The sequence below is a fragment of the Glutamicibacter halophytocola genome (assembly GCF_001302565.1).
GTDB lineage: Bacteria > Actinomycetota > Actinomycetes > Actinomycetales > Micrococcaceae > Glutamicibacter > Glutamicibacter halophytocola.
Map to the genome: position 1 here is coordinate 895,114 of NZ_CP012750.1, position 12,246 is coordinate 907,359.

Genomic DNA, 12,246 nt, shown 5'->3' on the forward strand with positions numbered 1-12,246 from the left:
AAAGAGCATCGGGATGCGGACCAGCTGGTCCGCATCCCGATGCTCTTGAGCCAATAGAACTAGTGGCTGCCGAAACCCTACTTGGCTTCCGGCGGGGTGCTCTTGTCGCTTGGGCGCTCAGCGACCAAGACATTGCCCTCGGACTCCATTGCATTCTCCCCAGGCGCAGCCTGCTGGGCGCGCTGGGCCTCTTCGAAAGCTATTGCTTCTTCTCCGCCGATGGCCTCGCCGCGGGCAACCATGCCTGCGGTGTCGGAGAGTGGAACCTGCTTGAGGAACAAGGCCAGGGCGAACGCCACAACCAGGAACGGAATCAGGTACCAGAACACCGGCGCCAAAGAGCTGGCGTAGGCGTCCACGATGCCATCACGCAAAGCGTCCGGCAGTGATGACAGCGTCTGCGGATCCAAGGTGGATGCCGCATGTCCGGCATCAGCAGCGCTGGCTCCAGCGCCGGAGAAGACATCCAGGAGCTTCTCGGAGAGGCGGTTGGTGAACAAGGCGCCGAAGATGGCCACACCCAGCGATGCACCGACTTCACGGAAGTAGTTGTTGGTGGAGGTGGCGGTGCCGACCATCTCTGGTCCGACAGCGTTCTGAACTACCAGGACGACAACCTGCATGATCAGGCCCATGCCGGCGCCGAGGACAAACAGGTAGGCGCAGATCAGCCACAGCGGGGTCTGCGCGGTCAGGGTGGTGAATGCCAGCATGGCGGCAACGGTGACGATGGTTCCGGCGATCGGGTAGCCCTTGTAGCGTCCGGACTTGGAGATGGCCATGCCCGAGTAAATGGAAGTACCCATCATGCCGACCATCATTGGAACCATCAGCAGGCCGGAAACGGCGGCGGAGGTGCCCGAGGACATCTGCAGGAAGGTTGGCACAAAGGCGATCGCGGAGAACATCCCGATGCCCAGGGTGAAACCGATGGCGGTGGCGTTGATGAAGACCTTGTTCTTGAACAGGCTCAGCGGGATGATCGGGTCTTCGGCCTTGGCTTCAGCCAGGATGAACAGCGAAGCGGCGATCACCAGGCCTGCACCCCAGGCCCAAGTTTCCAGAGCTCCCCAGCCGTGAGCGGCGGAGCCGCCGAAGTCGGTGAAGAAGATCAGGCAGGTTGTGGCAATCGACAGCAAGAGCACGCCCAGGATGTCGATCTTCTTTTCTGCCTTTTTGTTTGGCAGGGTCAATGCGAACCAGGCGATGGCAAAGGCGGCAATGCCAACAGGGATGTTGATGTAGAACGCCCATTCCCAGGTCATGTGGTCCACGAAGAATCCACCGAGCAGCGGGCCGGCGACGGCCGACAAGCCGAAGATGCCGCCCAGAGGTCCCATGTACTTGCCGCGCTCGGAAGCCGGGACGATGTCAGCGATGATGGCCTGCGAGAGGATCATCAAGCCGCCGCCACCCAGGCCCTGGATGGCGCGGAAGACGACGAACATCCAGAAGGTGGTGGAGAAGGCGGCACCGACAGATGCCAAGGTGAACAACGCGATGGCAATCATGAACAGGTTGCGGCGTCCGAGGACATCGCCAAACTTGCCATAGATGGGCATCACGATGGTGGTGGCCAAAAGGTAGGCCGTGGTGATCCAGGCCTGGTGCTCAACGCCGCCGAGCTTGCCGACAATGGTTGGCATGGCAGTGGAGACGATGGTTTGGTCCAGTGATGACAGGAGCATTCCTGCGATCAAGGCGGAGAAGATGATCCAGATGCGCCGCTGGGTCAATACCAGGGGCGCATCGCCCGGGGTTTCCCGGGAACCGGTAGTTGCGGTCATTGCAATCCTTGCGAGAGGTGTTGAAGGAATTATTTAGTCGTTGCTGCGTCTCAGGGGCTGGCCCATGATGTTTTGGATCCGGCCCATCAGTTCCAGGAACTCCTCGGTGAGCGAGCGTTTCCCAGAACCTTCGACATAAGCCTCGATGGCTTGGAGAGTGGTGTGCTTGAGAATGTGCAAAAGGCTTGAGAGCAGTGGATCCTGCGGATCGACTCCTTCGCGCGATGCAATGAGTTCACGGAACTCCGCGTCTTTCTTGGGTCCGACCTGGACCATGTGCTGAAGGAGTTCCGGTTCGCGGTGTGCCACGGAGAAGAACCCATGGGTGCTCACGATTTCGGTTTCATCAAAACTCAGCCGTTCAATGACCATGTCCACCAAGTCCGCCAGAAGCGTGGGGGAAATCCCGGTGATGCCCTCCGGCCGAGCCGCCATGAAACGCTCGATGATGCCTTCTGGCATGGCGTCGGCATCGTGCCCGAAGACCGCGTCGATTTTGCTGGGGAAGTAGTTGAAGAAGGTTCTCCGGGAGATGCCTACCCGTTCGCATACCTGTTCAATGGTGAAACCGTTGAAGCCGAACTCGGCCGTTAGCTCGCGGCAATGGCGAGTGATGGACGTCCGGGTTTTTTGCATGCGTCCGCTCAACGTCGGTGCCTCGGTGGGCACTCCCGCTGCGTCTTTTGCACTATCTTTCATACAGTGCAGTATTGCACTATGACTTTGAGGGTGCAACTTAAGTGATCTGCGGCATTCCATCCCTGCCAAGCCTGGGCGGAAAGCTGGATGGCGATCTGTACTAGGCTGACCCCATGAGCCAGATAGATCTCTGTGAGCCAACCACTGACCTGCACCAATCATTTATGCAAAGCACCGCAGAATGGAACGGCGAGGAACAAGACGGCGCTTCGATGTTCTTCGCAGCTAAATATGGCTGGGACTTGGCTGACCACACGGATTTTGAGCGCTGGGTGAAGCTTCTCAACGACCTGGCAAAGCCAGAATTCACGCCAGCGCCAGGATTCGTTTCGCAAAGCACGCTCTGGGTAGTGGAAAACGGCAAGTACTTAGGCGCCGTGAGCCTGAGGCATGATCTTGGCACCGGCTATCTGGCGGAGGTCGGCGGCCATATAGGCTACGGCATCCGTCCCAGCGCGCGGCGGCGCGGCCTGGCCAAGCTGGCGCTCGCCGGATCGCTGGAGCAAGCACGGAGCCTGGGGCTGCCGAAAGTCCTGATCACGTGCAATGACTCCAACATCGGATCCGCTCGCACTATCGAATCATGTGGCGGTGTGCTTGAAAGCATCAAGCCGCAAAGCGAAGTTGGCCCGATATTCGGTTCACCGGAGGATGTGCGCCGCTACTGGATCACGCTGGATTAGCAGGCGTTTCATGCAGCTGCTATCCGATGCGAGCTGTTCGGGCGCTCCGGGGGCTGGCTAGCTTGCCAGCCCCGCAATAGCGGCGGCCCCTTGCCTTCCGCGATCATTGATCCGGATAGCAAGGGGCCGCCGCTTGGTCTATGAGAGCTCTAGTGCTTGCCCACCATGGTGGAGACATCAAGCAGTTCATCAAGCTGGGCTTCGGTGACTTCGCCGCGCTCGACGAATCCCAGCGCAATGGTGGCCTCGCGGACGGTCAGTCCTTCGGCGACGGCTTTCTTGGCAATCTTGGCCGCGTTCTCGTAGCCGATCAGCTTGTTCAACGGGGTGACGATGGATGGCGATGCCTCGGCCAGGAAGCGGGCGCGTTCAACGTTGGCCTTGATTCCATCGATCATCTTCTCTGCCATCACGGTGGCGGTGTTGGCCAGCAACCGGATTGATTCAAGCAGGTTCGAGGCCATGACCGGGATGCCCACGTTCAATTCAAAGGCTCCATTGGTGCCTGCCCACGCAATGGCGGTGTCGTTGCCGATGACCTGGGCGGCAACCTGGATGGTCGCTTCGGAGATTACCGGGTTGACCTTGCCAGGCATGATCGACGAGCCTGGCTGCAGATCAGGGATGGAGATTTCGCCCAGGCCGGTGTTCGGGCCAGAGCCCATCCAACGCAAGTCGTTGGCGATTTTGATGAGCGATATGGCGATGGTCCGCAGGGCAGCCGATGCCTCGACAAGGCCATCGCGGTTGGCCTGGGCTTCAAAATGATTGCGTGCTTCGGTAATAGGCAGGCCAGTGTCCTCGCGAAGGAACTCGATCACCTTCTGCGGGAAGCCTTCAGGAGTATTGATGCCGGTGCCGACTGCGGTGCCGCCCAGCGGGACTTCGGCAACTCGTGGCAAGGCCGCCTCGACTCGCTCGATGCCGTAGCGCACCTGTGCTGCATAACCGCCGAACTCCTGTCCCAAGGTGACCGGTGTGGCATCCATCAGGTGGGTGCGGCCGGACTTGACGACATCCTTGAATTCGGCCGATTTTGCTTCCAGAGCGGCGGCCAGCTGGCCCAAGGCAGGGACCAGGTCATTGATCAGGGCGCCGGTGGCAGCAACGTGGACCGAAGTCGGGAATACGTCATTGGAGGACTGCGAAGCGTTCACATGGTCATTGGGATGAACTTCGGTGGCGCTCTGTTTTGCCTTCAATGCGCGGGTGGCCAATTCGGCAAGGACCTCATTGGTGTTCATATTTGAGCTGGTTCCCGAACCGGTCTGGAAGACGTCGATGGGGAAGTGCTCGTCGTACTTTCCGCTGGCCACCTCTTCGGCAGCATCGGTGATAGCTCCGGCGCGCTCGGCATCAAGCACACCCAATGCGAGGTTTGCCTGGGCCGCGGCCTTTTTCACCTGGGCGAGGGCCTTGATATGCGATGACTCCAGCGTTTTGCCTGAGATTGGAAAGTTCTCGACCGCACGCTGAGTTTGTGCGCGATACAAAGCCTGGGCTGGAACTCGGACTTCACCCATGGTGTCATGTTCAATGCGGAAATCGTCACTGTTAGTCATGCGCCCAGATTACGCCTCGAATGCAATGGAAGGACAGGACTCTGAAGCAAACATCACAACCGCTAGTGACGCTGCGCCGATACGGGAATAAAACCCACGCTGCAAGGCGGTTACCGCACTGCGGATGCTCCCTAGTCCAGGCCCAAGCTTGAGACGAGCTGCGCCCGGCCATCGTCGAGGTGGTAGGCCACGCCAGCTACGGCTGTGCGGCCCTCTTCGATAGCGTGCGCGATGATGGTGGACAGATCGACAAGGCGGTCCGTGGTTTGCTTTACGTGCTCAACGACCGTGCCGTTGACATCGGTGATGCCCTTGCGCTCGGCGGCCAGGACGGATGGAGTGATGTGCTCGACCAGATCCCGGACGAAGCCCTTGGGCATGTCCCCGGACTCCTTGACCTTGATGGCGCTCGTGACTGCGCCGCAAGAGTTGTGGCCCAGAATGACAATCAAAGGCACGTTGAGCTCGTCAACCGCGAACTCCAGCGAACCGAGGCTGGCCGGATCGATCACGTGGCCAGCTGTGCGGACCACGAACATGTCGCCGAGGCCGACGTCGAAGATGATTTCGGCTGCGAGCCGGGAATCCGAGCAACCGAAGATCACCGCAAACGGCTCTTGGCCTGAAATCAGCGACTGGCGCCGGGCACTGTCCTGATTAGGGTGTTCGGTTTCTTCATTGACGAAACGCAGGTTACCGGCGCTAAGCTTCTCCCAAGCCTCTTTGGGGGACAAGGATTGAGTGGTTGGTTCAGATCGCATAAGCCAAAGTCTACGGGAAGATGTTCGAATATCGAATATTTGCGGTCAGAGTGAAGTCACAATACCGACTAGCTAAGCGTGGATTCTGCCAGCTCGGCCACATCCTCAAGCTGCTGCTCGGAAGTGTCCGTGGACAGGATCAGCGTTGACTCTTTGCGCTCCGAAATCAGATACGTGGTTTCGTCCTTGACCCGGACTTCCCATTCCCAGCCACCAATGGTCCTGGTGCCGGTCGGAACGGCGGTGTCGGTAGTCAAGGCGATCCACGTGGCGTTTGCTTCAGCGGCCTGGCGTACCCAGACAAAATCCTTGTTCTTGGTCACGATGCCAAATTCCCAGTAGGGGACACCTTGAGCGGTGTTGGCCTGCCAGCGGGCAAAGTTGGCATACTGTCCATCGCCCAGGCTTGGCGCGAAGACGTCGAAACCTGCAATTTGTTCGGTTTGCTCCGCGGTCTGCTGCAAGTTCACCTTGCTCTCGAAGGCTTCATCTTTCGGAGCTGGGTTGAGCAAGACCAGCGGAATAACAACAGCGAGGGTGAAGCCAACCGAGAGCACCATGCCCTTGAAGGTCTGGTTGGCACGCTTGGCCTGCTTCTCGGTGAGCTGCGGCTTGAACGGCAAGTCCTCAAAGGTCGCCTCAGGATCATTCAAATCGCGACGAGGCTCCGGTGCCGACTTTGCGGACTGATCCGACGGCTCGTTCACAGGCATGGTGTTCCCACTGTTGTTCTCAAGTTGCACGTCTTCTATTCTCCCCGAAGATTCTGTGTAATTGGAACTAGCGTGCCCAACCCCACGTTGGGCTTCGAAAGCCCTGGCGACACGAACTGTCACTGCAAATTCTAAAGAGATAGAATGAATATGTTTGCATAGGCGCAATGACTACGACTCAGTGATGGGATCTTTCGTGACCGAAAAGAACAATTATGCCCACCTTTCCTCGCGACTGTCGGTAACCGACTCGGAGCCGGACCGCAACCTAGCACTGGAACTGGTGCGCGCTACTGAAGCTGCCGCCATCGCGTCCACGCCATGGGTTGGATTCGGCGACAAGAACGCGGCCGACGGCGCTGCAGTAGACGCTATGCGAGGTCTGCTCTCCACCGTGAACTTCAATGGCGTTGTTGTCATCGGTGAGGGTGAAAAAGATGAAGCCCCAATGCTCTTCAACGGCGAGCAAGTCGGCAACGGCACCGGTGCCGAATGCGACGTAGCTGTTGACCCGATCGACGGAACCCGCTTGACAGCCCTCGGCTTGAACAATGCGCTGTCGGTATTGGCAGTGGCTGACCGCGGATCCATGTTTGATCCTTCAGCTGTTTTCTACATGGAAAAGCTGGTCACCGGCCCAGAAGCTGCTGACCTTGTTGACCTGCGTTTGCCAGTGAAGCAGAACCTGCACTTGATCGCCAAGGCCAAGGGCAAGAAGCTCAGCCAGATCACCGTGACCATCTTGGACCGTCCGCGCCATGCCGGACTGATCGAGGAGATCCGTGCTGCTGGTGCTCGCACCAAGTTGATCATGGACGGCGACGTCGCCGGCGCCATCGCCGCAACTCGTGAAGGCACTGGCGTTGACGCGCTGATGGGTATCGGTGGCACGCCGGAGGGCATCGTGACCGCCTGCGCTATCAAGGCGCTGGGCGGTGTCATCCAGGGGCGCTTGTGGCCAACTGATGACGACGAAAAGCAGAAGGCACTGGACGCCGGCCACCAGCTGGACCGCGTATTGACCACCAACGATCTGGTGACTTCCGATAACTGCTACTTCGCAGCGACCGGCATCACCGATGGCGACCTGCTGCGCGGCGTACGTTACAAGGGCAACCGCATCAGCACGCAGTCGATCGTGATGCGCGCGAAGTCCGGAACCATCCGCTTCGTTGAAGGCGAGCACCACCAGGATAAGTGGGAAGCCTACACCCGCTAAATCTTTCTGGGATACGCCGATGGCCATGAACCTTTTCAAGGTTCATGGCCATCGGCGTATCCGAGCTAGATTCGGTCCAGCAAGGAGACTTCTTTAATCGATCTGTGCACTGGCGGCAAAGAGCTGGCCAGGTGTATTGCCCTGCAATGTCGCCGTCGCAGGCAGCTCGGCGGCGGTAATGAAGAGGGACTGTCCGCGCTTGATGCTTCGCTGGCCTTCCTGGGTTTTCACCAAGAACTCGCCCGCGGTGCACAAGACCACTCCAGCACCGTGCAGCTGAAGTTCGGAAGCCTGGCCTGCAGCCTGCGGATCGAGCACCTGCAGCTGGAACTCTTCGAAGTCCGGCTTGTACAGGCGGTCGTGCGAGTCCAGCGCGACCGGGGCAAGGACCGGCGCAGGGGAGGGCTGGCTGATGGTGACATCCAGAAGTTCGGGAACATCGATATGCTTGCTGGTCAATCCGCCTCGCAGAACGTTGTCCGAGTTGGCCATGACTTCGATGCCTAGCCCGCGCAAGTAGGCATGAACATTTCCAGCGCCCAGGCTGATGGCCTGGCCCGGTTCCAAGAACACCAGATTCAGCAGCAGTGCGACCAATACGCCTGGATCCGAGGGGTAGATCTTGTTGATCGACACCAGCTCGGCAAAGTGCGCGTTGGCCTTCAACTGATCCGAGGACTCAATGGCTGAGCAGATCAGCTCCACGGTTTGGGCAACAGGTTCCCCGGCGGTCAGCACATGGCTGAAAGCGGCGGCCAGTGGATCCTGCCCCTGCAATGAACGGATGATCGTCTCAATCTCGCCCAGCTTGTCTTCCGGCAGCCCGGCGGACAACAACTGCAGATCCTTGATGATTTGGCCAGGCTGGCGGAATCCGGATAACGCCACAAAATCAGTCAGTGCATAAAGCATCTCTGGCTTGTGATTGTCATCCCGATAGTTGCGGTCGGCCGCATCAAGGGGCTTGCCACTGGAGTTTTCCAGGGCAAAACGCTCCTGGGCCTGCTTGAGCGTCGGGTGCGTCTGGATCGACAGGGGCTGGGTCGCCGAGAGCACCTTGAACAGGTAGGGCAGGCGGCCAAATCGCTGCGCAACAGTTGCCCCCAGTACTTGCTGCGGGTCTTGGGCGATGAAGTCATTCAGGGCAATGTCTTCATCAACCAGCCGGCTGGGGCATCCCGGGTGGGCGCCAAGCCACATCTCTGCCTGCGGGGAAATATCCGCAGGCAGATCCAGCAAATCAGAGATCTGGGAATCAGAACCCCAGTGGTAATCCCTCATCGCGTTTTTCAACTCGAACACGTTGTTTGACCATAGCCTTTCAAGAACAGTGATTGGGTTGCATTGCGGTCGGGGGGTCTAACCGTTTACGGAACAGAGCATTCGTCGTTGTTAGCGGCGATCTGTGAAATGCGGGTGTTGTATCCAGCCATTTCCAGCTGCACCAAGTACTCCTCGGTGATTGGACTTCCATCAGGCTGGGTGAATTCCTGATCTCCGCCGCCGGAAAGCTTGGGAGCGTTATTGATATCCGTGGTATCCGCGCTCTCTTCAGTGCTTTCTTCACTTTCCGAGCTCTTGGGGGACTCGGAAGCCTTGGAAGAATCTTCGCTCTTCTTAGAAGAATCGGACTTCTCAGTCTTCTTCTTCTCGCTCTCCGACTGCTTGGCAATCAGGGTGCGGATTCGCTCCTGGAGCTTGTCAAAGTCCGGGTATGTGGAGAAGGATCGCTCAAAGTCCGGTGCGCCCAAGGTCAGGCGTGCCATCGGCTGTGAAGAGACCTTCTCGGCCAAGGAGACGAAGGAGCCGAGCTGGCCGGCTGGAATGTTTGTCTCCACCAGCTGCTCGCCAGCGGACATGATGCTGGTGAAGTTCGTCAGAATGGTCTGCGGAGTGAATTGCTTGATGATGGCCTGCTGCAAGCACTGCTGGCGCTTGATGCGGTGGTAGTCGTCGGTGAAGTCGCGGGAGCGGGCAAACCACAGGGCATGCTTGCCATTGAAGGTTTGGGTGCCAGGGGCGAACCAGTGGGTGCGCACGGTGCTGTTGGGGTAGTACTTGCCGTTGTATGGAACCCAGCCGCCGGAATTGATGGTGACTCCGCCCAGGGCGTCGACAAACTGCTCAAATCCTGCCATGTCCACCATGACGTAGCCCTGCACGGGCAGTCCGGTAGTTCCTTCCAGGGCATCCATGGCCGCCTGCGCGCCTACATTCTTCACGGACGCCGGGAAAGCATCAGCATGCTCGTCAGCCGCGTTGCGGTAGATGGCATTGAAGATGCAATCGTTACCGCAGTTGTAGCCGTCGGGCCAGATCTTTTTCATTGGCGAGTCATCTGCAAAGCGCGCGCCTTGGAAGTTACGCGGCACCGAGATCAGCAGGGTCTTGCCGGTCTTGGCATCCACCGAAAGCAGTGCCACCGAGTCGGTGCGCACACCCTCTCGGTTGGATCCCGAGTCAGCGCCGAACACCGCGATGTTGTAACGGCCATCGATCGGGTCAAAAGCAGGTCCTTCATCGAAGACCGAGACAATGGTCTCGCGTCCGGTATTCAACAAGGACGCACCGTAGATGAACACGCCACTGGTGGCGACCACCGCGGCCAGCGTGAAAACGGTAACGATGGCGCGCATGCCGGGAGCCAGCATGCCGGGCCGAATGATTACCAGGGTATTGATGAACATGATGAACCAGCCGACAGCCAAGCTGCCGAGCACGATGATCAGGAACAGCTGGAAGTTCGGGTGCGCTACCCAGCCGAGGATGACCGACCGGTTGATGAAGTAGATTGCCAGGATGCCAAGAATGGCGACCCAGCACAGCATCGTAATGGAGACCGCAAGCCTTCCGAGCTTTCGATTGCCGGCAACCAGCTGAGCGCTGCCCGGGAAGAAGATGGTCAGAAGAACCAAGATCAGCGCACGTTTGCTGCGTTGCGGAGCGCTAATTGTCTCCGGCTGGCGCAACGGACTCGGTGCGCGGTGACTGGCAGAACCCATGTACTTGTTTGACTTTCCCTAGGAAGCGAAATTCTCGTTGGCTACTTCATCGCGCAGTGCAGCGCCCTTGGCGTGGGCTGACTCGCGCAGTGAATCTGCGAACTGAAGCAACTTTACCTGCAACGACTGTGCAAGCTCATCCGTTCCCGCGGCTAGGGTGCGCACCGCGAGCAAGCCTGCGTTGCGTGCACCGCCAATGGAAACAGTTGCGACGGGGACTCCTGCTGGCATCTGGACGATGGACAACAGAGAATCCATTCCATCAAGCTTAGCCAGTGGAACTGGAACTCCGATGACAGGCAGCGGAGTAACAGCTGCGAGCATGCCGGGCAAGTGGGCCGCGCCGCCTGCTCCAGCAATGATCACGCGCAACCCGCGCTCATGTGCCTTTTTGCCGTACTCGATCATCTCGGTTGGCATCCGGTGGGCGGAGACCACGTCGGCTTCGAATGGAATTCCGAACTCGGCCAGGGCCTGGGCAGCCAGGCGCATTACTGGCCAATCGGAATCCGAACCCATGACCAGGCCGACAAGAGGTGCTTCAGACATCAGATTTATCCTTGGTTGTGTCATTGGCAAGAGCCACTGCGCCGTTGCGCGCAGTGGCTCTTGCCGGAATATCAGGTTAGTTCTTGGAGTCGACGCCGTCGCGGATCAGCGCGGCAACTTTGTTTGCCTGCACGCGAAGTTCATCTACGGTTTGCCCGGCATTTGCCACCACGTTCACATGCCCGATCTTTCGGCCCGGGCGAACGGACTTGCCGTAGGCGTGCACCTTGACCTCGGGGGCCGCGGCCAGTGCAGCGCTGAATGCCGAGTAGAGGTCCTGGTTGGCGCCGCCGAGGTAGTTCTTCATGACGGTGACCCCCAGCTCGCGGGTGTCGCCCAGCGGAAGATCAAGGACGGCACGCAGGTGCTGCTCAAACTGGCTGGTGACCGAACCATTCATGGTCCAGTGCCCGGTATTGTGCGGGCGCATCGCCAATTCATTAATGACATAGCCGGCTCCCTGGCCGGGAGTCTCGAACAGCTCCGCGGCCATGACGCCGGTCACTCCGAATTCGTTGGCGATCCGCAGGGCCGCCTCGGCGGCGCTGCGTGCGGTGGCCTCGTCAAGGTCCTGGGCCGGGGCGATCACTTCGTCGCAGACCCCGTCAACCTGAATGGTGTGGACTACTGGCCAGGCTTTGGCTTCGCCGGAAGGGGTGCGCGCCACCAGGGCGGAGAGCTCACGGGAGAAGCCGACCTTGTCCTCGGCCAGCAATGGGCCGTTGGCAAACCAGTCGGCGGCGTCTTTGGCATCTTGGATGCTATCGAGCATGCGCACGCCCTTGCCGTCGTAGCCGCCCCTCGGGGTCTTGAGCACAATGGGCCAGCCGGTCTGTTCGCCGAAGCTGATCAGCTCCTCGACGTTCTCCACCTTGGCCCAGGCCGGGTTGGGAAGGCCCAAGCGTTCAATGGCCTCGCGCATCACCAGCTTGTCCTGGGCATGGATCAGTGCCGCGGGGCGAGGCTGGATATTGACACCCTCGTTGATCAGCGTGGTCAAAAATTCGTTGGGGACATGCTCGTGGTCAAAGGTGACTACGTCCTTGCCCTTGGCAAAAGCGCGCAGGGTATCGAGGTCCTTGTAGTCACCTACCGGTGCGTCAGGAACACTTCGGGCAGCCGAAACTTCAGGCCCTTCGGCCAGAATATGAAGTTCGAATCCTAGGTTCAGGGCCTCAGGGGCCATCATTCGGGCTAGCTGCCCGCCACCAATCACGCCAATTTTTGGAAAGCTCACGTTATCTAGGGTATCGAAAGCGCGGATCAGATTC

General features: G+C 59.1%; 11 protein-coding genes. 2 read left to right on the top strand and 9 right to left on the bottom strand.

The annotated features are described in order from the left end of the window. Positions 1 to 77: 77 nt before the first annotated feature. Complete coding sequence (locus AOZ07_RS04225) at positions 78 to 1,787, bottom strand: MDR family MFS transporter (RefSeq protein ID WP_060700855.1); 1,710 nt, start codon at positions 1,785 to 1,787, stop codon at positions 78 to 80. A 33-nt stretch (positions 1,788 to 1,820) separates the two neighbouring features. Continuing rightward, a complete protein-coding gene (locus tag AOZ07_RS04230) occupies positions 1,821 to 2,486 on the bottom strand; it encodes a TetR/AcrR family transcriptional regulator (RefSeq protein WP_060700856.1) in 666 nt (221 codons plus the stop codon). 113 nt (positions 2,487 to 2,599) lie between these two features. Between AOZ07_RS04230 and AOZ07_RS04235 the strand changes: the two genes are divergently transcribed. Continuing rightward, positions 2,600 to 3,169: a GNAT family N-acetyltransferase gene (locus AOZ07_RS04235; protein ID WP_060700857.1), complete on the top strand. Its 570-nt coding sequence runs from the start codon at positions 2,600 to 2,602 to the stop codon at positions 3,167 to 3,169. A gap of 149 nt (positions 3,170 to 3,318) precedes the next feature. Here AOZ07_RS04235 and AOZ07_RS04240 read toward each other — a convergent pair whose 3' ends face one another. The 3 genes from AOZ07_RS04240 to AOZ07_RS04250 all read right to left on the bottom strand — a co-directional run bounded on the left by AOZ07_RS04240 (position 3,319) and on the right by AOZ07_RS04250 (position 6,205). Continuing rightward, complete coding sequence (locus AOZ07_RS04240; protein WP_060700858.1) at positions 3,319 to 4,731, bottom strand: class II fumarate hydratase; 1,413 nt, start codon at positions 4,729 to 4,731, stop codon at positions 3,319 to 3,321. Between the two features lie 131 nt (positions 4,732 to 4,862). After that, entirely contained in the window at positions 4,863 to 5,492 is a 630-nt protein-coding gene (locus AOZ07_RS04245) for a carbonic anhydrase (protein WP_060700859.1), read from the bottom strand. Positions 5,493 to 5,560: 68 nt separating this feature from the next. Further along, on the bottom strand, positions 5,561 to 6,205 hold the full coding sequence (locus AOZ07_RS04250; protein ID WP_060700860.1) for a DUF4245 domain-containing protein: 645 nt from the start codon (positions 6,203 to 6,205) through the stop codon (positions 5,561 to 5,563). Positions 6,206 to 6,389: 184 nt separating this feature from the next. On the opposite strand from AOZ07_RS04250, the gene glpX reads away from it, so the two are divergent. Beyond that, positions 6,390 to 7,424, top strand: a complete 1,035-nt coding sequence (glpX, locus tag AOZ07_RS04255) for a class II fructose-bisphosphatase (RefSeq protein WP_060703296.1) — start codon at positions 6,390 to 6,392, stop codon at positions 7,422 to 7,424. Positions 7,425 to 7,517: 93 nt separating this feature from the next. Here the strand turns inward: glpX and manA are convergent, their stop codons facing one another. The 4 genes from manA to AOZ07_RS04275 all read right to left on the bottom strand — a co-directional run bounded on the left by manA (position 7,518) and on the right by AOZ07_RS04275 (position 12,212). Next, entirely contained in the window at positions 7,518 to 8,726 is a 1,209-nt protein-coding gene (gene manA / locus AOZ07_RS04260) for a mannose-6-phosphate isomerase, class I (protein WP_075972414.1), read from the bottom strand. A gap of 65 nt (positions 8,727 to 8,791) precedes the next feature. Next, positions 8,792 to 10,426: an LCP family glycopolymer transferase gene (locus AOZ07_RS04265; RefSeq protein WP_060700862.1), complete on the bottom strand. Its 1,635-nt coding sequence runs from the start codon at positions 10,424 to 10,426 to the stop codon at positions 8,792 to 8,794. An 18-nt stretch (positions 10,427 to 10,444) separates the two neighbouring features. Next, the gene (gene purE, locus AOZ07_RS04270) at positions 10,445 to 10,975 is read right to left on the bottom strand and encodes a 5-(carboxyamino)imidazole ribonucleotide mutase (protein WP_171918595.1); all 531 of its coding nucleotides are present in this window, start codon (positions 10,973 to 10,975) and stop codon (positions 10,445 to 10,447) included. A gap of 76 nt (positions 10,976 to 11,051) precedes the next feature. Beyond that, positions 11,052 to 12,212 (bottom strand): 5-(carboxyamino)imidazole ribonucleotide synthase, encoded by a 1,161-nt coding sequence (locus AOZ07_RS04275; protein WP_060700864.1) that lies wholly within the window; start codon positions 12,210 to 12,212, stop codon positions 11,052 to 11,054. Positions 12,213 to 12,246: the final 34 nt, after the last annotated feature.